The sequence below is a fragment of the Mesorhizobium sp. M7A.F.Ca.ET.027.02.1.1 genome (genome assembly GCF_004022985.1).
Taxonomy (GTDB): domain Bacteria; phylum Pseudomonadota; class Alphaproteobacteria; order Rhizobiales; family Rhizobiaceae; genus Mesorhizobium.
Window position 1 is genome coordinate 16511 of the sequence record NZ_RZOL01000018.1, and the last position, 19174, is coordinate 35684.

Genomic DNA, 19174 nt, shown 5'->3' on the forward strand with positions numbered 1-19174 from the left:
TTACTTGACGTCGGCCGCGACCTTCAGCGACACGATCTTGTCGGGATCCTGCACCGGCTCGCCGCGCTTGATCTTGTCGACATTGTCCATGCCTTCGATGACCTGGCCCCAGACCGTGTACTGGCGGTTGAGGAAGGCGGCATCGTCGAAGCAGATGAAGAACTGCGAATTGGCCGAGTTCGGGTTCTGCGAGCGGGCCATCGAGCAGGTGCCGCGAGCATGGTTGGCGTTGGAGAATTCAGCCTTCAAATCCGGCTTTTCAGAGCCGCCCATGCCCGCGCGGGACGGCGCGAAGGAAGGCTTGCTCGAATTGCCGAACTTGACGTCGCCGGTCTGCGCCATGAAACCCTCGATGACGCGGTGGAAGACCACGCCGTCATAGGCGCCTTCCCTGGCCAGTTCCTTGATGCGGCCGACATGGCCGGGCGCCAGGTCGGGGAAAAGTTCTATGACGACCGTGCCCTTAGTCGTTTCCATGATGAGCGCGTTCTCGCGGTCCTTGATTTCGGCCATGTCAGATATCCTTTTGAGTAAACAGAGTTATTCGACAATTTACTTGTCGGCGGCGATGCGCACCTTGATCATCCGGTCGGGATCGGTGACCGTGCCGTTGTCCGCCTGATCGCCCTTCTTGATGTGATCCACCAGGTCCATGCCGCTGACGACATTGCCGACGATCGTGTACTGGCCATCGAGGGGCGGTGCCGGAGCGAACATGATGAAGAACTGCGAATTGGCCGAATTGGGGTCCTGCGAGCGGGCCATGCCGACCACGCCGCGCTTATAATGTTCGGTCTGTGAGAATTCGGCCGGCAGGTCGGGCAGGTCGGAACCGCCGGTGCCGGCGGCCTCGGCGCTGAAACCCTTTTTCATATTGCCGAACTTGACGTCGCCGGTCTGCGCCATGAAGCCGTCGATGACGCGGTGGAAGGCGACGTTGTCATAGGCGCCTTGGCGCACCAGCTTCTTGATCTGCTCGACATGCTTTGGCGCCAGATCGGGCCTCAGCGCAATGGTGACGTCGCCGTCCTTCAGCGTGATGATCATTGTGTTTTCCGGGTCGGCGGCGAAAGCCGAGACCGACACAGCCACAAGACCGGCGAGCACGACAAGGAACGAGGCTAGCTTTTTCAGCTGCATGGTTTTCTCCGAAAACTTACTTCTTGAACTTGGCTGTGAGCGCACCGGCAACCGCCGCCGGCACGAAGGGGCGAATGTCGCCGCCCATCGAGGCAATCTGGCGAACAAGTGTGGCGGTAATGGTGCGTACCGAAGGACTGGCGGGCAGAAAAACCGTCTGCAGTTGAGGCGCCATGGTCTCGTTCATGCCGGCCATCTGCATCTCATAGTCGAGGTCGGTGCCGTCGCGCAGGCCGCGGATCATGATCGAGGCGCCCTGCTTCCTGGCGGCGTCGATGACCAGCCCGTCGAAGGCGACGACCTTGATGCGGGCACCGTCGCTGCCGAATTCCGTCTTCGTCGCCGTCTCGATCAGCTTCACCCGCTCCTCGAACGAAAACAGCGGTTGCTTGCCCGGATGGATGCCGATCGCCGCATAAACGATATCCGCCACGGCCAGCGAGGCCTTCAGCACATCGAGATGGCCGTTGGTCAGCGGGTCGAAGGAGCCGGCATAGAGGGCAATGCGTTCAGTCATGGCAGGTGCTTCTAATGCATGATCCCAAAAAGTGGAAACCGGTTTTTGGAAAAGATCATGCTCAAATGAAAGCTAGAGCCCGTTCCGTCTTCCGTCCATCAAGATGGGACAGGCTCTAGCGAGCCTCTCTCGCAAAGGCAAATCCGATCGGCGCGCCGGCCGTGAACCTTTTCCGGCACATGAACCACAGATGAACACGCTGATCACGAAGCCTTCACGCAGCGTTCACTAGGTTGCACCTTAATAAGATGAAACCAAAATCCCATCTATCCGTTGTTAGGCGCAGGAGAACACGCACATGCTGATCTACATGCTCGCCACCGCAATGACCGTCGCCATGCTGATCGCCACCGTATTTGGGCTGCATCAGGAGGCGCAACGCATCCGCGTCAAGGCAAACACCAAGCGCTTCGAAGGCTTCGGCCCGCGCAAGCCATATCGTCACTACTGATAAAGCCTGAACTTGCTGCCGCGCCGGCCACCTGGCCGGCGTTGCTATGTCAAAACCCGGGTGCCGGACTTAGTCCGCACCCTCCGGACCGGCGTCAGGCGCCGGAGCGGCATCAGCACCGCCCTCGACCGTCTCATCGCTTTCTTCGTCCGCTTGCGGTTCCGAGATCCGCTCGACCGAAACCACCTTTTCGCCTTCAGCCGTGTTGAAGATGGTCACGCCCTTGGTGGCGCGGCTGGCGAAACGGATGCCGTTGACCGGAACCCGGATGACGGTGCCGCCGTCCGACACCAGCATGATCTGGTCGTCATTGCCGACCGGGAACGTCGCCACCAGCCTGCCAATCTCGGCTGCCTTCGACACATCGGTGGCGCGGATGCCTTTGCCGCCGCGTCCGGTCAGCCGGAAATCATAGGACGACGAACGCTTGCCGTAGCCGAACTCGGTGACCGTCAGCACGTACTGTTCGTGCGCCTTGAGCTCTTCGTATCGGTTGTCGGAAAGCTCCGTCTCCTCGCCGATCTCCTCATTGGTCAGCGCGATCTCTTCCTCTTCGCCGGTCGTTTCCGTGGCAAGCCGCCGCTCCGCCGCCGCGCGCTTCAGGTAAGCGGCGCGTTCCGCTGGCGAAGCATCGACATGCTCTATCACCGACATCGAGATGATGCGGTCGGTCTCGGCCATGGTTATGCCGCGCACACCGACCGAATTGCGGCTCTGGAAGACGCGCACGTCGCCGACGGAGAAGCGTATGCACTGGCCGGAACTGGCGGTCAGCAGCACGTCGTCCTTGTCGGTGCAGGTCTCGACGCCGAGGATCTCGTCGCCTTCTTCCTCCAGCTTCATGGCGATCTTGCCGTTGCGGTTGACCTGGACGAAGTCGGATAGATCGTTGCGGCGCACGGTGCCGCGCGTGGTGGCGAACATCACGTAAAGTTCGCCCCAGCTGGCCTCGTCCTCCGGCAGCGGCATGATGGTGGTGATGCGCTCGCCCTGCTCCAGCGGCAGCATGTTGATCAGCGCCTTGCCGCGTGACTGCGGATTGCCGATCGGCAGCCGCCAGACCTTTTCCTTGTAGACGATGCCGCGCGAGGAGAAGAACAGCACCGGCGTATGGGTGTTGGCCACGAACAGCCGGGTGACGAAATCCTCTTCCTTGGTCGACATGCCGGAGCGGCCCTTGCCGCCGCGACGCTGCGCCCGGTAGAGCGACAGCGGCACGCGCTTGATGTAGCCGGAATGGCTCACCGTCACGACCATGTCCTCGCGCTGGATCAGGTCCTCGTCTTCCATGTCCGAACCGCCGTCGGTGAGTTCGGTGCGGCGCGGCGTGCCGAACTCGTCGCGCACGGCAGCAAGCTCGTCCTTGACGATCTGCTGGACGCGCGCGCGGGACGACAAAATGTCCAGGTAATCGATGATTTCGGCGCCGATCGTGTTCAACTCGTCGGCGATCTCGTCGCGGCCGAGCGCGGTCAGGCGCTGCAGGCGCAGTTCGAGGATGGCGCGCGCCTGTTCCTCTGACAGATTGTAGGTGCCGTCTTCGTTGATCCGGTGACGCGGGTCATCGATCAGGAGGATCAGCGATTCCACGTCGCCAGAGGGCCAGCGCCGCTCCATCAACTGCTCACGCGCCGTCTGCGGATCCGGCGCGGTGCGGATCAGCTTGATGATCTCGTCGATGTTGGCGACTGCGATGGCGAGACCGACCAGCACATGGGCGCGGTCGCGCGCCTTGCGCAGCAGGAATTTCGTCCGCCTTGTGATCACCTCCTCACGGAAGGCGACGAACGCCTTCAGCATATCGGTCAGGTTCATCACTTCCGGCTTGCCGCCGTTCAGTGCCACCATATTGGCGCCGAAGGAGGTCTGCAGCGGCGTGAAGCGGTAGAGCTGGTTGAGGATGACGTCGGCAACGGTGTCGCGCTTCAACTCGATGACGACGCGGTAGCCTTGGCGGTCGCTCTCGTCGCGGATATCGGAAATGCCCTCGATGCGCTTGTCGCGCACCAGTTCAGCCATCTTCTCGATCATCGACGACTTGTTCACCTGGTAGGGAACCTCGGTGATGATGATCGACTCGCGGTCGTTGCCGCGCTGTTCGATGTTGACCTTGCCGCGCATGACGATGGAGCCACGGCCGGTCGAATAGGCGTTGTAGATGCCCGAACGGCCAAGCACGATGCCGCCGGTGGGGAAATCCGGTCCCGGAATGATCTCCATCAACGCCGGCAGGTCGATCGCCGGATTGTCGATGAGGGCGATGGCGCCGTTGCAGATTTCGCTGAGATTATGCGGTGGAATGTTGGTCGCCATGCCGACGGCGATGCCGCCCGAGCCGTTGACCAAAAGGTTGGGAAACCGTGCCGGCAGAACCTTCGGTTCGCTGCCCGACGCGTCGTAAGTGTCCTGGAAATCGACGGTATCCTTGTCGATATCCTCCAAAAGCTCGTGCGCGACCTTGGTCAGCCGCGCTTCCGTGTAGCGCATCGCCGCAGGCGGATCGCCGTCGATGGAGCCGAAATTGCCCTGCCCGTCGATCAACGGAACGCGCAGCGACCAGTCCTGTGCCATGCGCACCAAGGCGTCATAGATGGAGGCGTCGCCATGCGGATGGTATTTACCCATCACGTCGGCGACCGGACGCGCCGACTTCACATATTTGCGGTTCCAGTGGTAGCCGCTCTCATGGGCGGCGAAGAGAATGCGGCGATGCACCGGCTTCAGGCCGTCGCGCACGTCCGGCAGCGCACGGCTGACGATCACGCTCATAGCGTAATCGAGATAGGAGCGCTGCATCTCCTCGACGATGGATATCGGCTCGATGCCGGTGGGGCCGCCGTCGGCGCCGCGCGGTGTCTTCTGGTCGGTCAAATCGGATCACAATCTAATCAGGAATCACTTGGTGCTTATATAGGAAGCAAGCCCGAAACTCCAACCTTCACGGCACTTTTCCAGTGTCATTTTCGGTGGTAATTTCAAATGGATACCGCTGATTGCGACGATATGGCCAAGGCAGTTTTCGCCGCCCTGACGCAAAAGCCTGCGTGTCTGCCTTGGCGGGCACGGGGCCGATTCACGAAGCAGAAACGGCCCATGCGCCACGGCGGCTGCGATACTGGCCCGGCGTCTCCCCGATGATCCGCCGAAAACGACGATTGAAGGTCGACAGATCGTTGAAGCCTGCCTCGAAGGCGATCGCCGAGACCGCATCGTTCGACAGGCGTAGCCGCACCGCCGCCCTGTGCAATCGCGTCCTGAGCAGGAATTGGTAGGGCGTCATGCCCGCCACCTGCCGGAAGATGCGCAGGAAGTGATACGGACTGGTCGCCGTCTCATCGGCAAGTGCTGAAAGCGAGACCGGCCCATCGGCGTCCAGTTCGATCCGCCGCACTGCCTCGGCCACCCGTTTCTGATCGCGGCGGCTCGGCGCGCGCCCGACATGCGTAGCGCCAGAGGCTGTAGCCACGGCAGCACCGGCCAAGCGCAGGGAAAGTTCCTCGAAGGCGTCGATGTCGGCCATCTCGCGCGCGGTCTCCGCCTCGGCCAGGAGTGGCGCCAGTACCGGCAAAGGCGGCAGGCGCGCCGCCTTGAAAGCCAGCTTCCTGGTGCCCGGCACTCCAGCTGCGATTCGTTCCATGTAGGCCGGATCGAAATGGAACGAGAGGCAACGGTCGCCGCTGCCATGCTCGTGCCCGCATTCGTAACATGTGCCGGGATTGCCGAGCAGGAGCGCGCCGGGCGCCAGCATCGCCGTGCCTTGTTGGGCGCGGTAGCGAAACGTGCCGCTGGTGACCGCAGCGACGCAGAAATCCTGATGCGCTTCCTCGAACGGCCGGTCGCTGGCGCCGGCCGTGCAAATGACGTCCGTCACGTGCCAACCGGCTCCGAATGCGAGACTATGCGTGGTCGTCGTCATAGTCGAAATATAGCAATTTTTCCCAAGCTCAGAACCCCGTCACCGCCTACTCCTAACGGTCTCCTGACAAGAAGAGACCGTAGCCATGTTCGATCAATCCTCGTTTGCCGAAGCCCTGCATAGCTCCGGACCGATCGAAGGGCTTGCCGAAAAACTGAGCCTTTACGGCCGCTTCGTCGGCGCCTGGACGTTTGAGGCCTCGCGCCACCTCGAGGACGGCACTGTGCTGACAGGGCGTGGCGAGGTGCATTTCGGCTGGGTGCTGGAAGGCCGGGCGATCCAGGACGTGTGGATCCTGCCCGCGCGGGACGCCGGTCCATCGCCATCCTTGGGCACATGGACTTTTTACGGCACGACGCTGCGCGTCTATGATCCCGGCGCGGATGCCTGGCACATCTTCTGGAGCGACCCGCGCAACCAGTATTTCAGCCGCCAGCTCGGCCGCGCCGAGGGTGACACGATCGTGCAAGTGGGCGCCGACGACACCGGCAGCTCGGTACGCTGGAGCTTTTCACGCATCACCGAAAACTCCTTCCGCTGGCTGGGCGAACGCTCGCAAGACAATGGCGCGACATGGCGGCTGGAAGTCGAGTTCCTGGCGCGGCGAGCGGTTTGATCTACAAGGATTGCAGCAGCCCAGAATAAAAGCGTCGCGATCCTTCGCGCTGCCCTCTGTCCCGCATCAACCACTTTCTCACGAACGGTTCCCACCGAACGGGCTTTGCTCTACCAATATTCTGGCACGGGCACAGCCCGGCGGGAGGGTCAGAGATGCCGAGTTTCGACAGCCTGTTCAACGCTTTCGTCACCATTCTCGTGACCATCGACCCGCCCGGCCTGGCGCCGCTGTTCCTCGCCGTGACGCGCGGCATGAACCGCGAGGAGCGCCAGCAGGTTTCGGTGCGCGCCTCGATCATCGGTTTCCTGGTGATGGCGCTGTTTGCGGTTGCCGGGGCCTCGATCCTGTCGGTGTTCGGCATAACGTTGCCGGCCTTCCGCGTCGCCGGCGGTTTCCTGCTGTTCTTCATCGCCTTCGAGATGGTGTTCGAGCGCCGGCAGGACCGCAAGGAGAAGATCGGCGACGTCGCCATCACCAAGGACATGATCCACAACATCGCCGCCTTCCCGCTGGCGATCCCACTGATCGCGGGCCCTGGTGCCATTTCGGCAACTGTGCTGCTTTCCGGCTCGTTTCAAGGCTTTGCCGCGCAGGCGGCGCTGGTCGGCATCATCTTCGTCTGCCTCGCCATCACCTATCTGGTGTTCGTGCTGTCGGAACGCATAGACCGCATCCTCGGCCAGACCGGCCGCTCGATCCTGACCCGTCTGCTTGGCGTCATCCTGGCGGCACTGGCTGTGCAATTCGTCGCCGACGGTATCAAGGCGCTGATAGCGGGCTGAACGACAGTCCCTACTGCCTACTGCCTACTGCCTACTGCCTACTGCCTACTGCCTACTGCCTACTTCGCCACCGTATCGATGACCTCGAAATCGTGGGTAATCGTGGCGGTCTTGGCCAGCATCGCGGAGGCCGAGCAATATTTTTCGATCGAAAGGTCGATCGCGCGTTTCACCTTGACGCTGGAGAGTGCCCTGCCCTTGACGACGAAATGCATGTGGATGCGGGTGAACACTCTTGGCTCGGTTTCGGCCCGCTCGGCATCAAGCTCGACCACGCAGTCCTCGACCGCCTCGCGGCCCTTTTCGAGGATATGCACGACATCATAGGCCGAACAGCCACCGGTGCCGATCAGCACCAACTCCATCGGGCTTGGACCCGGCGTCCTGCCTTCCGGTCCGTGCGCTGTTCCGAGCACGACCTTGTGACCGCTGCCGGATTCCCCGACGAAGGTGCGCTCCTCGACCCACTTTACCCGTGCTTTCACCCAACTCGTCCTCTCACCGTATTTCGTTGATCGGCCCGGTCAGCCTCAATCACGATGCAAAACCCCGAAAGTCCATGAACGACTCTCGGGGCACTGTGTCCGACATAACTGTTGCGATCAGAACGGGATTTCGTCATCCAATTCGCGCGACGAACCACCGCCGCCGCCGCTCTTGGCACCGCCGCCACCGCGATTGAAGCCTTCGCTCGGGCTGGACTGGCCGAAATCGGAACCACGGCTGCTGCCGCCACCGGTATAGCCGCCGACCTGACCGCCCTCGCCCTGTCCGCGTGCGTCGAGCATCTGCAGCTCCCCGCGGAATTTCTGCAGCACGACTTCCGTCGTGTACTTGTCGGCACCGGTCTGGTCCTGCCATTTGCGCGTCTGCAACTGGCCCTCGACATAGACCTTCATGCCCTTCTTCAGATACTGCTCCGCCACCTTGGCGATGCCCTCATTGAAGATGACGACGTTGTGCCACTCGGTTTTTTCCTTGCGTTCGCCGGAATTCTTGTCGCGCCAGCTTTCCGATGTGGCGATGCGGATGTTGACGACCGGCTCACCCGAATTCAGGCGACGGATTTCGGGATCCGCGCCGAGATTGCCGACCAGAATGACCTTGTTGACGCTACCCGCCATGATATTTCTCCGCGCTCATCCGAAACAAATTTTTGTCGCAGCACCTTACAGGCTGCGGGCGATCGCCGCTTGCCATGGCTGCCTTTACCCACAAGGTTTTTTGTTCCCTTTTCGTTCTTATCCGCATCGCTGCTTATTGTCAAGGAATGGCAGCAACGCCGAAGCCGATCATATGGGCCCGAAAACATCGCTTGCCAAATCGATAAGTATGCACTTATGCTTTTGGCATGATCGAAGCAGAGATTTTTCGCGCACTGGCCGACCCGACGCGCCGCGCCGTCTTTGAGCGGCTGGCCGCCGGCGAGATGAGCGTGTCGGAATTGCGCACCGGGATGACGGTGTCGCAGCCCGCGGTGTCGCAGCATCTGGCGGTGCTGCGTGGCGCCGGGCTGGTGGTCGAGCGGCGAGCCGGCCGCAACGCCTATTACCGCGCCGATCCGCAGGGGCTCGCCCCCTTGCTCTCCTGGATCGAACGCTACCGGACATTCTGGCCGGAGCGCATCGAAAGGCTGAAGGCGGTTTTGAAGGACATGGATCAATGAAGAAGGCGGGATTAGCGGCCAACGACGGCCAAGGCGACGCCGCGGATGCGCTTGAGTTCGAGTACGAGCTTGCCGAGCCGCCGGAAAAGGTCTGGCGGGCCCTGACCATACCGGAATTGCTGGCCGCCTGGATGATGCCGAACGACATCAGCCCCGAGATCGGCAACCGTTTTGCCTTCGCCGGACCGGACACGCCGATCGAATGCGAAATCCTCGACGCCGAACCCGGGAAGGTGCTGCGCTATTCCTGGCGGGAGCAGCCGGGCGACGCCGCCAGGCAGGGGCCGCTCGACAGTACCGTCACCTTCACACTTGCCCGAACCGTTTCCGGCGGCACGCATCTGCGCATCGTCCATGACGGCTTAGCCCGCAAGACCATGCCTGCCGTCGCCATGGCAGGCGCCGGCTGCCGGGTTTCGCTCGGTGCGAACAGGTCATCTAAGCCAATCGCCGCAAACACGCCTCGCCTCCTGCTTCGCGCGGCCTGAAAACAAAACGGACGGAGAGAGACAATGAGCGGTGTTGCCAGTCTGGTGCCGATGGTCATCGAGCAATCGAGCCGCGGCGAACGTGCCTTCGACATCTTTTCGCGGCTGCTGCGCGAGCGCATCATCTTCATCAACGGCGAGATCAACGACGACATCTCGGCGCTGGTCTGCGCGCAGCTTTTGTCGCTGGAATCGGACAATCCCGACAAGGAGATCTCGCTCTACATCAACTCGCCGGGCGGCGTGGTGACCAGCGGCTTCGCCATCTACGATACGATGCAATATATCAGCTGCCCGGTGTCCACCGTATGCATGGGCTTTGCCGCCTCGATGGGCTCGTTCCTGCTGATGGCAGGCACACCGGGGCGCCGGATTTCCCTGCCGAATGCCACTATCCTGCTGCATCAGCCGCTGGGTGGGTTCCAGGGCCAGGCATCCGACATCCAGCGCCATGCAGAGCGCATCGGCCGGACGAAACGGCACATGGCCGAACTTTACGCGCAGCATTGCGGCCGCAGCTATGAAGAGGTGGAACGCACGCTCGACCGCGACCACTTCATGACCGCCCGCGAGGCCCAGGCCTGGGGCATCGTCGACCACGTTTTCGACACGCGAAAGAAAGCGGCGTAAGCCAGGGCCGGATCGGAGACCGTCCGGCAGGTTGTCGAAGATTTGACGATGCCGGTCTGGTTCCATCGGCGGCGCGCCACTATAGTCCTGGGATGACCGACACTCATCAGTCCAGATCATTGCACCGCGTCATCGCCGTTGCAGCGCTCGCCATTGCGGCCCTCATCAGCGGCGCGGCACTTGCCGACGACAGTTCGTCGTCGACGCAAAAAAGCGCCCTTCCCGGCGTAACCGGCGACTACCGCATCGCCAAGCCGGCTCCCGAGCCGGACGATGCGCTGCCAGCCGGCGAGAACGGTACATTCAAGATCGGCGATACCGATGTCAGGATTTCCGGCAGCATCACTGTCGATGTCGGCGCCGGCTCGATCGGGCCGCCGCGCCACTGACAGCGCGTCGCGCTGCGCCTGTCGCCCACAAGACAGTCCCAAATAAAAACGGCCCCGCCGTGCCTTGGGCAAACGGACGGGGCCTTTTTGGATCTCAAATCCAATTTTGCCGGGAGTGTACTGCCGGCGTTTGATTTCGGATGCACCGCGGCATTCAGCCGACGATCCGACTAGCAGTCTCTGATTTTTACGAGAGACGGCAGGTCACGGTTTGCCGGCTGGCGAAAACGCTGAACCCTGGCACTTATGCCTGCCTAGGCTCCAGTGACAACTGGAACCCTAGGGGACGATCCGGTGGCGTCATAGCTCCGCTCCTCTGTCCGTTGCGATTGTTGTCAATTCGAAGCACAAATCGCAAATGCCTGCGGCGTCTCGCAGGCCGCCTTTGGGCGGCGAGGCCATCGAAAGACGGCCGTCTTCGTTGACTGCTGGAGACTGCTCCCGTCAGCTGGTGGCGTCAACCATCAATAGCCGGTTACCGAAAAATGTGATCGCCGGGAGGTTACGTGCAAGTCAGTTTTTGCACAGCTTTGTCAGGAGCGTGTTCGGCCTTTGTTCTTTCCGCTTGCCCGTTCACGCGAAAGACGCTTAAACGCTCTCGTCGGGAATTGTGGCGTATCTCGACGTGGCGGCAAAACTACCTACATAGGGGATGGCCGGGAAAACCCGCCATTCCAGGAAATTCCAGATTCTGAGGCGGCGACCGGCTATGGCCGACCATAAATATCTTTCCATTCGCGGGGCGCGCGAACACAATCTGAAGAATGTCGATCTCGACTTGCCGCGTGACAGCCTGATTGTCATGACCGGCCTGTCGGGATCCGGCAAGTCATCGCTTGCCTTCGACACGATCTATGCCGAGGGCCAGCGCCGCTACGTCGAAAGCCTGTCGGCCTACGCGCGGCAATTCCTTGAGATGATGCAGAAGCCTGACGTCGACCAGATCGACGGCCTGTCGCCCGCCATTTCCATCGAGCAGAAGACCACCTCGAAGAACCCGCGTTCAACGGTCGGCACCGTCACCGAGATCTACGACTATATGCGGCTGCTTTTTGCGCGCGTCGGCATCCCCTATTCGCCAGCCACCGGCCTGCCGATCGAGAGCCAGACGGTTTCGCAGATGGTCGACCGCGTGCTGGCGATCGAGGAAGGCACGCGCCTGTTCATCCTGGCGCCGATGGTGCGCGGCCGCAAAGGCGAGTACCGCAAGGAACTCTTGGAGCTGCAGAAGAAGGGCTTTCAACGCGTCAAGGTCGACGGCGTCTTCTATGAGATCGCCGACGTGCCGGCGCTGGACAAGAAGTACAAGCATGACCTCGACGTCGTCGTCGACCGCATCGTCGTGCGCGGCGATCTGGCGACGCGGCTCGCCGATTCCATCGAAACGGCGCTGAAGCTGGCCGATGGGCTGGCGGTCGCCGAATTCGCCGACAAGCCGCTCGATGCCAGCCAGACCGGCGAGGATTCGGTCAACAAGTCGAAGAACGAGACGCATGAGCGCATCCTGTTCTCGGAAAAGTTCGCTTGCCCGGTCTCCGGCTTCACCATTCCGGAAATCGAACCGCGGCTGTTCTCGTTCAACAACCCGTTCGGCGCCTGCCCGACCTGCGACGGTCTCGGCAGCCAGCGTGCCATCGACGGCAATCTGATCGTTCCGGACGAGAACATCTCGCTGCGGGACGGCGCCGTCAGCCCGTGGGCGAAATCGACTTCCCCCTATTACGCTCAAACGCTGGAAGCGCTGGGCAAGGCCTATGGCTTCAAGCTTGGCGACAAGTTCAAGGATTTGTCCGAAGAGGCCAAGGAAGCTATCCTGCACGGCACGGGTGAGCGCGAAATCACCTTCCAGTATGATGACGGCCTGCGCTCCTACAAGACCACCAAGACCTTTGAAGGCGTCATTCCCAATCTCGAGCGGCGCTGGAAAGAGACCGAATCCGCCTGGATGCGTGAAGAGATCGAGCGCTTCATGTCGGCCACGCCCTGCCCGGCCTGCAAGGGTTATCGGCTGAAGCCCGAGTCGCTGGCGGTGAAAATCGCCGGCAGGCACATCGGCGAAGTCACCGAGCTTTCCATTCGCAAGGCCGACCAGTGGTTCACTGACCTGCCGGCGTCGCTCAACGACAAGCAGAACGAGATCGCGGTGCGCGTCTTGAAGGAAATCCGCGAGCGGCTGCGCTTCCTCAACGATGTCGGGCTCGACTATCTGACGCTGTCGCGCAATTCCGGCACGCTGTCGGGCGGCGAGAGCCAGCGCATCCGGCTGGCATCGCAGATCGGCTCCGGTCTCACCGGCGTGCTCTATGTGCTGGACGAACCGTCGATCGGCCTGCATCAGCGCGACAATGCCCGCCTCCTCGATACGCTGAAGCACCTGCGCGATATCGGCAACACGGTGATCGTCGTCGAGCATGACGAGGACGCCATCCTGCATGCCGACTATGTCGTCGACATGGGTCCGGCCGCCGGCATCCATGGCGGCGAGATCATCGCCCAGGGCACGCCGCAGCAGGTAATGGCCAATCCCAATTCGATCACCGGCAAATATCTGTCCGGCGCGCTCGAAGTGGCGACGCCCGGCGTGCGGCGTGAAGCGAAGAAGAACCGCCGCCTGAAGATCGTCGGCGCGCGCGGCAACAATCTGAAGAACGTCACCGCCGAAATCCCGCTCGGCACCTTCACCGCCGTCACCGGCGTGTCGGGCGGCGGCAAGTCGACCTTCCTGATCGAAACCCTGTTCAAGGCTGCCTCGCGCCGCATCATGGGCTCGCGCGAGCACCCGGCCGACCACGACCGCATCGAGGGCCTCGAATTCCTCGACAAGGTCATCGACATCGACCAGTCGCCCATTGGCAGGACCCCGCGTTCGAATCCCGCCACCTATACAGGCGCTTTCACACCGATCCGCGATTGGTTCGCGGGCCTGCCGGAAGCCAAGGCGCGCGGCTATCAGCCCGGACGTTTTTCGTTCAACGTCAAGGGCGGCCGTTGCGAGGCCTGCCAGGGCGACGGCGTCATCAAGATCGAGATGCACTTCTTGCCCGACGTCTACGTCACCTGCGACGTCTGCCACGGCAAACGCTATAACAGAGAGACGCTCGACGTCGTGTTCAAGGGCAAGTCGATCGCCGACGTGCTCGACATGACAGTCGAGGAAGGCGTCGACTTCTTCGCCGCCGTGCCCGGCGTGCGCGACAAGCTCGATACGCTGAAGCAGGTCGGCCTCGGCTACATCCATATCGGCCAGCAGGCGACGACGCTGTCCGGCGGCGAGGCGCAGCGCATTAAGCTCGCCAAGGAACTGTCGCGCAAGGCAACCGGCAAGACGCTCTACATCCTCGACGAGCCGACCACCGGCCTGCATTTCCACGACGTCGCCAAGCTGTTGGAAGTGCTGCATGAACTGGTCGACCAGGGTAACACGGTGGTGGTCATCGAGCACAATCTCGAAGTGATCAAGACCGCCGACTGGGTGCTCGACCTCGGCCCCGAAGGCGGCGACGGCGGCGGCGAACTGGTTGCCTCCGGCACGCCGGAAGCCATCGTGCGCGAAAAGCGCAGCTACACCGGCCAGTTCCTCAAGGAACTGCTGGAGCGGCGCCCCGGAGGCAAGCGCGAAGCGGCGGAGTGATCGGACCGGTTGGCGCCTGGAGCTTTTGAATGAAAATCAGAAGAGCGCTTGCCGGTGATCTCCAAACCGTCGTCTCGCTGACGGAAGCGGCCTATGCGCCTTACACTGCACTGTTAGGCGCACCGCCGATCCCAGTCACCGAGGACTATGCGCCGCGCATTGAAGGCGGCGAGGTGTGGGGGTTGGAAAGTGGCGGCGGACTTGCCGGGCTGATCACGCTGGAACGGCATGACGACCACGCGATGATCTTTTCCGTCGCGGTCTCTCCTGACTTTCAGGGCAAGGGCTTCGGCATTGCGCTGCTGAAACACGCGGATGAGCTGACCCGTCTCTGGGGCCTGCCCGAGGTCCGGCTTTACACCAACGCCAGGATGGAGCGGAACATCGCGCTCTATCTGGCCTATGGTTTCCACGAAACGGGTCGCCGGCCCAATCCCTACCGGCCGGGATGGGTGCTGGTCGACATGGCAAAATCGGCCCACGAGAGCACAGCGGCCTGATTTTCTGAACTTGGGAGGATGAGATGAGCACATCGGGAACAATCCGCGCCGGCATGGGCGGCTGGACCTTCGAGCCCTGGGATACGTCCTTCTATCCCGACAAGCTTTCCAAGGCCAAGCAGCTGAACTACGCCACTCGCCAGGTGTCGAGCATCGAGGTCAACGGCACTTACTATTCCAGCTTCAAGGAACCGACCTTCGTCAAATGGGCCAACGAGGCGCCGGACGGTTTCGTGTACTCGCTAAAGGGCAACCGCTTCGTCACCAACCGGCGCGTGCTGGGCGAGGCCGGCGAATCGATGACGCGCTTCCTCGGCTCGGGCGTTGCCGCACTCGGGGAAAAGCTCGGGCCGATCCTGTGGCAGTTCGCGCCGACCAAGAAATTCGATCCGGACGATTTCGAAGCCTTTTTGAAACTGCTGCCGGAAAAGCAGGACGGCGTTGCGCTGCGCCACGCGGTCGAGGCCCGCAACGACAGTTTTGTCGTGCCGGAATTCGCAGCACTTGCCCGAAAATACAAGGCCGCGATCGTCTACGCCGACCATGCCAAATATCCTGATATCGCCGACGTCACCGGCGATTTCGTCTACGCCCGGCTGCAGACCGGTAGCGATGACAATCCCGACTGCTACACGCCGAAAGGCCTCGATGAATGGGCCGCGCGGGTAAAGATCTGGGCGCAAGGCAAGCAGCCCGCCGACCTGCGGCGCGCCGACCCCGCCACCGATGCGCCGGTCAAGCCGCGCGACGTGTTCGTCTACTTCATCACGGAGGGCAAGGTGCGAGCGCCGTTCGGCGCCATGGCACTGATGAAGCGGGTTGACCAGGGTCTGCCGGTGCCCTGACGCTGCGGAATCATGGCATCTTCGCCATCGTCGTAACCTTATCGATACCTCCTTGCTGCATGAATCCAGCTGAACCAGTCGCAAATCTGGGCCGCCGCAGGCAAGGACGAGGGGCATGTCGCTCGACTACACTTCACTTCTGCTGGCTGTCGGTTTTTCCGCTGCCTGCCTGAGCCTGACCTTGTTTGGCATGTGGCTGACCGCTCGCTCGGAAAAGTTCCTGCTGACATGGGCGGTCAGCCTGGTGTTCGTGGTCGGCGATATTTTTTTCTATGACGCCTATATCGATATGCCCGGGCGCCTGCTGGGCATCGCCACGCTGGCTTTCCTCCTGCTCGGTTTCTCGACAATGCTGGGCGCGGCCTACCAGTTCAGAACCGGCGGCTCGCCAGTGCCGCGAACGGCGTTTGGCAGCGCCATTTCGCTGGCCGTGACATTGCCTCCCATGGCTCTAGGCTATGACGGGCTGGGCTTCATGTTCGAAAATGCCTTCGCCGCCTTGCTTCTGTTCGCAACGGCGGTCGAATACTGGAAAGGCCGCGACGAAGCCCCTGCCCTGACAACCGGTATCACCGCGCTCTATTCGGCCACGGCCGCATCCTTTGCTCTCTGCGCCATGGTTTTGGCCTGGGAGGGAAAGCTGGTCCTTGGACATGCGCCAAGCAACTGGGCCGAGGAACTGAGCCTCATCATCGTTATCGCCAGCATGACCGGCATCGGAGCGCTTTCCCTGGCCCTGAACCAAGGGCGTCTGGCCCGGCATCACCGCCACAATGCCCTGACCGACCCGCTGACCGGCCTGCTCAACCGCCGCGCCCTATTCGACCTGCACGGCGATGCGCCGGTCGGTGCCTTCACGGCGGTGGTCGTCTTCGACCTCGACAACTTCAAGGCCATCAACGACGAATTCGGCCACGCCGCCGGCGATGAGGTGCTGAAGGTATTTGCACGGGAACTCGCCAGCAATCTTCGCCCGGGTGATGTCGCCGCGCGCATGGGCGGCGAGGAATTCGCGCTGGTGCTGAAGCGGACCTTGCCCGAAACGGTGGAGGCCACCGCCGAGGCCATCCGGGCAGCTTTCGCCGCGCACCACATCGAAACCGAGACAGGCTCGCTGATATGCACGGTCAGTGCCGGATTTGCTTTCGGCACCAAGGAAGGCCTCGGCTTCGACAAGGTGCTCAATGCCGCCGACAAGGCGCTCTATGACGCCAAGCGCGCCGGCCGCAACCGCGTCACCGCTTCTCCGTTCAAGCGCGCAGGCTGATCGCGTGTGTCAACACCGGCCTCTGATCGTGGCGAGACGAATGCAGCTCCTAGGCCGCCATGACAATCTCATTGAAGGTATCGAGATCGACATAGAAGACCTTGGTGATCTCCTCGATCAGATCGTCGTAATCGCAGCCCTGTGATCTCAAGATGTTGATGGCAGCGATGATATCGACACGTTCGATAAGCCGCCGCTTCTGGTAATCCTCGACGTAACGTTCCATGGCTGTCCCTTAGCCTGTGTGCCCAAACGCGTTTGAACGACAGAGATCGCAGGAGGGAAGCTAGGCAGCCTTGCTTGCGTGAAACTTGCCCGGCATTGGCCGTGCTCCTCGATCTGCGATAAACCAGACTGGTACGGAAGCGGCCGACTCACAAAAGCCTAGGAAAAGACTAGCACGCAGTTGCCGATGCACCAGAGACGCTGGTGCAGGGCCGGAGAAATACTGGACTTGCCAAGGACTTCGGATCGTCAACTGAAGTGCGTTGGCGATTCTAGACCGTCAGGAACTTCCTGACATCAGCACGGTCCAGATCTTCCGCCGGACCGGTATGGACGATCACGCCACGGTCCATGATGTTGACTTCGTCGGCCAACTCGCGACAGAAATCGAGATATTGTTCGACCAGAAGCACGGCGATGCCGGCCTGGTCACGCAGGTAGCGGATGGCGCGGCCGATGTCCTTGATGATCGACGGCTGGATGCCCTCGGTCGGCTCGTCGAGCACCAGCAGTTTCGGCCGCATCACCAGCGCCCGTCCGATGGCGAGCTGCTGCTGCTGGCCCCCGGAAAGATCACCGCCGCGGCGGCCGAGCATCTGCTTCAGCACCGGGAACAATTCGAAGACATGCGCCGGAATGTTGCGGTCGGCCCGTTTCAGCGGCGCAAAGCCTGATTCCAGGTTCTCCCGCACGGTGAGCAGCGGAAAGACCTCCCTGCCCTGCGGTACGAATGCGATGCCCGACCGGGCGCGGTCATACGCCGCGCTCCGGTCGAGCGCCTTCCCCTCGAAGGCAACGCTTCCGCTCGTCAGCCGGTGGTGGCCGACGATCGATCTCATCAAACTGGTCTTGCCGACGCCGTTGCGGCCGAGCACGCAGGTGATCTTGCCGGCGCCCGCCTTCAGCGACACGCCGCGCAGTGCCTGGGCGGCGCCGTAGTGCAGCGTGGCATTGGAAACTTCGAGCATGTCAGCGCCTTTTCCAGAACCGCAGAAACGACAGATCGAAATGATGGAACTGCACCCGCCAGACCATGCTCATCTCCCCAGATAGACTTCGACGACACGCTCGTCGGCCGACACGAAATCGAGTGTGCCTTCCGAGAGCACCGAGCCCTCATGCAGGCAGGTGACCTTGACGCCGAGCTCGCGCACGAAATGCATGTCATGCTCGACGACGATGACCGAATGGTCGCGGGCGATGTCCTTGAGCAGACGAGCGGTTTCCTCGGTCTCGGCATCGGTCATGCCGGCGACCGGTTCGTCGACCAGAAGCAGTTTCGGGTCCTGTGCCAGGAGCATGCCGATCTCGAGCCACTGCTTTTGTCCATGGCTCAGATTGGCCGCCAGTTCGTCACGCTTGTCGCCAAGCCGGATGATGCCGAGGATGTCATCGATCTGCCGCGTCTCGGCGGTCGAGCGGCGATGGAACAGCGCCGGGAAGATCGAGCGCGGTCCCTTCAGCGCCAACATCAGGTTTTCCTCGATCGTGTGGCTTTCGAACACGGTCGGCTTCTGAAACTTGCGGCCGATGCCCATCATGGCGATTTCGGCCTCGTCATGCTTGGTCAGATCGACCTGGCCGTCGAAGAACACGTCGCCTTCGTCGGGCCGCGTCTTGCCGGTGACGATGTCCATCATCGTCGTCTTGCCGGCGCCGTTGGGGCCGATGATGGCGCGCATCTCACCCTTGTCGAGCACCAGCGACAGATTGTTGATGGCGCGAAAGCCGTCGAAGGAGACCGAGACGCCGTCGAGATAAAGGATCGTGTTCGACTTTGACATGGTCGCTCACTCCGCCGGCTGCGGTTCGGGGTTGCTGGCGGACCAGTTGCCGGGCTTGCTCGCCTCGCTGCGAACGATTTTAGCCGGCGTCGGAACGTCGGGGTCGCTGCCGGCTTCCTCGGCAATCGAAGCTGCTCGCAACGCCCTGGCGTTGCCGCGCCAACTGTCCCACATGCCGATGATGCCTTTGGGCAGCAAAAGCGTGACGGCGACGAACAGCCCGCCCAGTGCAAACAGCCAGAACTCCGGTAGCACGCCGGTGAACCAGGATTTGCCGGCATTGACCAGCAGCGCACCGATGATCGGCCCGACGATGGTGCCGCG

The 19174-nt window shown here is 62.0% G+C and carries 21 protein-coding genes and 1 pseudogene; 11 read left to right on the top strand and 11 right to left on the bottom strand.

The annotated features are described in order from the left end of the window. Genes EN749_RS04030 through coaD form a run of 3 tightly spaced genes read right to left on the bottom strand, consistent with a single transcriptional unit; the run spans window position 1 to window position 1657 of the window. Window positions 1-513 (bottom strand): peptidylprolyl isomerase, encoded by a 513-nt coding sequence (locus tag EN749_RS04030; protein ID WP_128362598.1) that lies wholly within the window; start codon window positions 511-513, stop codon window positions 1-3. Between the two features lie 39 nt (window positions 514-552). Beyond that, window positions 553-1140, bottom strand: coding sequence for a peptidylprolyl isomerase (locus tag EN749_RS04035; RefSeq protein ID WP_128362599.1), 588 nt, complete (start codon window positions 1138-1140; stop codon window positions 553-555). Between the two features lie 16 nt (window positions 1141-1156). Then, window positions 1157-1657, bottom strand: coding sequence for a pantetheine-phosphate adenylyltransferase (coaD, locus tag EN749_RS04040; RefSeq protein ID WP_127272529.1), 501 nt, complete (start codon window positions 1655-1657; stop codon window positions 1157-1159). Window positions 1658-1955: 298 nt separating this feature from the next. On the opposite strand from coaD, the gene EN749_RS04045 reads away from it, so the two are divergent. Continuing rightward, the gene (locus tag EN749_RS04045; protein WP_081714296.1) at window positions 1956-2108 is read left to right on the top strand and encodes a hypothetical protein; all 153 of its coding nucleotides are present in this window, start codon (window positions 1956-1958) and stop codon (window positions 2106-2108) included. Window positions 2109-2177: 69 nt separating this feature from the next. Here the strand turns inward: EN749_RS04045 and gyrA are convergent, their stop codons facing one another. Beyond that, window positions 2178-4979 (bottom strand): DNA gyrase subunit A, encoded by a 2802-nt coding sequence (gene gyrA, locus EN749_RS04050; protein WP_128362600.1) that lies wholly within the window; start codon window positions 4977-4979, stop codon window positions 2178-2180. 202 nt (window positions 4980-5181) lie between these two features. Continuing rightward, on the bottom strand, window positions 5182-6024 hold the full coding sequence (locus tag EN749_RS04055; RefSeq protein ID WP_128362601.1) for an AraC family transcriptional regulator: 843 nt from the start codon (window positions 6022-6024) through the stop codon (window positions 5182-5184). An 85-nt stretch (window positions 6025-6109) separates the two neighbouring features. On the opposite strand from EN749_RS04055, the gene EN749_RS04060 reads away from it, so the two are divergent. Next, the gene (locus EN749_RS04060; RefSeq protein WP_127269843.1) at window positions 6110-6640 is read left to right on the top strand and encodes a hypothetical protein; all 531 of its coding nucleotides are present in this window, start codon (window positions 6110-6112) and stop codon (window positions 6638-6640) included. Window positions 6641-6795: 155 nt separating this feature from the next. Continuing rightward, the gene (locus EN749_RS04065) at window positions 6796-7425 is read left to right on the top strand and encodes a MarC family protein (RefSeq protein WP_013531832.1); all 630 of its coding nucleotides are present in this window, start codon (window positions 6796-6798) and stop codon (window positions 7423-7425) included. Between the two features lie 59 nt (window positions 7426-7484). Here the strand turns inward: EN749_RS04065 and EN749_RS04070 are convergent, their stop codons facing one another. Beyond that, window positions 7485-7910, bottom strand: a complete 426-nt coding sequence (locus EN749_RS04070; protein ID WP_128362602.1) for an OsmC family protein — start codon at window positions 7908-7910, stop codon at window positions 7485-7487. 117 nt (window positions 7911-8027) lie between these two features. Further along, complete coding sequence (locus tag EN749_RS04075) at window positions 8028-8549, bottom strand: single-stranded DNA-binding protein (RefSeq protein WP_127270744.1); 522 nt, start codon at window positions 8547-8549, stop codon at window positions 8028-8030. A gap of 227 nt (window positions 8550-8776) precedes the next feature. Here EN749_RS04075 and EN749_RS04080 point away from each other — a divergent pair, with 227 nt between their 5' ends. The 8 genes from EN749_RS04080 (at window position 8777) to EN749_RS04115 (ending at window position 16841) form a co-directional block, all read left to right on the top strand. Continuing rightward, complete coding sequence (locus tag EN749_RS04080; protein ID WP_013531836.1) at window positions 8777-9091, top strand: metalloregulator ArsR/SmtB family transcription factor; 315 nt, start codon at window positions 8777-8779, stop codon at window positions 9089-9091. Next, window positions 9088-9579: an SRPBCC domain-containing protein gene (locus tag EN749_RS04085; RefSeq protein ID WP_128362603.1), complete on the top strand. Its 492-nt coding sequence runs from the start codon at window positions 9088-9090 to the stop codon at window positions 9577-9579. Before EN749_RS04080 ends, EN749_RS04085 begins: the two co-directional genes overlap by 4 nt. A 24-nt stretch (window positions 9580-9603) precedes the next feature. Then, window positions 9604-10209: an ATP-dependent Clp protease proteolytic subunit gene (locus EN749_RS04090; RefSeq protein WP_127295901.1), complete on the top strand. Its 606-nt coding sequence runs from the start codon at window positions 9604-9606 to the stop codon at window positions 10207-10209. A 92-nt stretch (window positions 10210-10301) separates the two neighbouring features. After that, window positions 10302-10598 carry a hypothetical protein gene (locus EN749_RS04095; protein ID WP_128362604.1) on the top strand — a complete coding sequence of 99 codons (297 nt, stop codon included), beginning with the start codon at window positions 10302-10304 and terminating at the stop codon, window positions 10596-10598. A 709-nt stretch (window positions 10599-11307) separates the two neighbouring features. Continuing rightward, window positions 11308-14229: an excinuclease ABC subunit UvrA gene (uvrA, locus tag EN749_RS04100; RefSeq protein ID WP_127271296.1), complete on the top strand. Its 2922-nt coding sequence runs from the start codon at window positions 11308-11310 to the stop codon at window positions 14227-14229. A 29-nt stretch (window positions 14230-14258) separates the two neighbouring features. Next, window positions 14259-14729: a GNAT family N-acetyltransferase gene (locus EN749_RS04105; RefSeq protein WP_127810497.1), complete on the top strand. Its 471-nt coding sequence runs from the start codon at window positions 14259-14261 to the stop codon at window positions 14727-14729. Window positions 14730-14752: 23 nt separating this feature from the next. Beyond that, entirely contained in the window at window positions 14753-15574 is an 822-nt protein-coding gene (locus EN749_RS04110; RefSeq protein WP_127810498.1) for a DUF72 domain-containing protein, read from the top strand. Window positions 15575-15689: 115 nt separating this feature from the next. Further along, the gene (locus EN749_RS04115) at window positions 15690-16841 is read left to right on the top strand and encodes a GGDEF domain-containing protein (RefSeq protein WP_127270118.1); all 1152 of its coding nucleotides are present in this window, start codon (window positions 15690-15692) and stop codon (window positions 16839-16841) included. 49 nt (window positions 16842-16890) lie between these two features. Here EN749_RS04115 and EN749_RS04120 read toward each other — a convergent pair whose 3' ends face one another. The 4 genes and pseudogenes from EN749_RS04120 to EN749_RS04135 form a co-directional block, all read right to left on the bottom strand. Continuing rightward, the gene (locus EN749_RS04120; protein ID WP_081738697.1) at window positions 16891-17067 is read right to left on the bottom strand and encodes a hypothetical protein; all 177 of its coding nucleotides are present in this window, start codon (window positions 17065-17067) and stop codon (window positions 16891-16893) included. 271 nt (window positions 17068-17338) lie between these two features. Beyond that, window positions 17339-18034, bottom strand: coding sequence for an urea ABC transporter ATP-binding subunit UrtE (gene urtE / locus EN749_RS04125; RefSeq protein WP_023813006.1), 696 nt, complete (start codon window positions 18032-18034; stop codon window positions 17339-17341). 69 nt (window positions 18035-18103) lie between these two features. After that, window positions 18104-18850 carry an urea ABC transporter ATP-binding protein UrtD gene (gene urtD, locus EN749_RS04130; RefSeq protein ID WP_127271299.1) on the bottom strand — a complete coding sequence of 249 codons (747 nt, stop codon included), beginning with the start codon at window positions 18848-18850 and terminating at the stop codon, window positions 18104-18106. 6 nt (window positions 18851-18856) lie between these two features. Beyond that, window positions 18857-19174, bottom strand: a pseudogene (locus EN749_RS04135) (urea ABC transporter permease subunit UrtC); the annotation flags it as partial.

Bases quoted from the DNA above. Each gene is read 5' to 3' on its own strand.
- EN749_RS04030 (WP_128362598.1), bottom strand. From the start codon at position 513: ATGGCCGAAATCAAGGACCGCGAGAACGCGCTCATCATGGAAACGACT.
- EN749_RS04035 (WP_128362599.1), bottom strand. From the start codon at position 1,140: ATGCAGCTGAAAAAGCTAGCCTCGTTCCTTGTCGTGCTCGCCGGTCTT.
- coaD (WP_127272529.1), bottom strand. From the start codon at position 1,657: ATGACTGAACGCATTGCCCTCTATGCCGGCTCCTTCGACCCGCTGACC.
- EN749_RS04045 (WP_081714296.1), top strand. From the start codon at position 1,956: ATGCTGATCTACATGCTCGCCACCGCAATGACCGTCGCCATGCTGATC.
- EN749_RS04055 (WP_128362601.1), bottom strand. From the start codon at position 6,024: ATGACGACGACCACGCATAGTCTCGCATTCGGAGCCGGTTGGCACGTG.
- EN749_RS04060 (WP_127269843.1), top strand. From the start codon at position 6,110: ATGTTCGATCAATCCTCGTTTGCCGAAGCCCTGCATAGCTCCGGACCG.
- EN749_RS04065 (WP_013531832.1), top strand. From the start codon at position 6,796: ATGCCGAGTTTCGACAGCCTGTTCAACGCTTTCGTCACCATTCTCGTG.
- EN749_RS04075 (WP_127270744.1), bottom strand. From the start codon at position 8,549: ATGGCGGGTAGCGTCAACAAGGTCATTCTGGTCGGCAATCTCGGCGCG.
- EN749_RS04080 (WP_013531836.1), top strand. From the start codon at position 8,777: ATGATCGAAGCAGAGATTTTTCGCGCACTGGCCGACCCGACGCGCCGC.
- EN749_RS04085 (WP_128362603.1), top strand. From the start codon at position 9,088: ATGAAGAAGGCGGGATTAGCGGCCAACGACGGCCAAGGCGACGCCGCG.
- EN749_RS04090 (WP_127295901.1), top strand. From the start codon at position 9,604: ATGAGCGGTGTTGCCAGTCTGGTGCCGATGGTCATCGAGCAATCGAGC.
- EN749_RS04095 (WP_128362604.1), top strand. From the start codon at position 10,302: ATGACCGACACTCATCAGTCCAGATCATTGCACCGCGTCATCGCCGTT.
- uvrA (WP_127271296.1), top strand. From the start codon at position 11,308: ATGGCCGACCATAAATATCTTTCCATTCGCGGGGCGCGCGAACACAAT.
- EN749_RS04105 (WP_127810497.1), top strand. From the start codon at position 14,259: ATGAAAATCAGAAGAGCGCTTGCCGGTGATCTCCAAACCGTCGTCTCG.
- EN749_RS04110 (WP_127810498.1), top strand. From the start codon at position 14,753: ATGAGCACATCGGGAACAATCCGCGCCGGCATGGGCGGCTGGACCTTC.
- EN749_RS04115 (WP_127270118.1), top strand. From the start codon at position 15,690: ATGTCGCTCGACTACACTTCACTTCTGCTGGCTGTCGGTTTTTCCGCT.
- EN749_RS04120 (WP_081738697.1), bottom strand. From the start codon at position 17,067: ATGGAACGTTACGTCGAGGATTACCAGAAGCGGCGGCTTATCGAACGT.
- urtE (WP_023813006.1), bottom strand. From the start codon at position 18,034: ATGCTCGAAGTTTCCAATGCCACGCTGCACTACGGCGCCGCCCAGGCA.
- urtD (WP_127271299.1), bottom strand. From the start codon at position 18,850: ATGTCAAAGTCGAACACGATCCTTTATCTCGACGGCGTCTCGGTCTCC.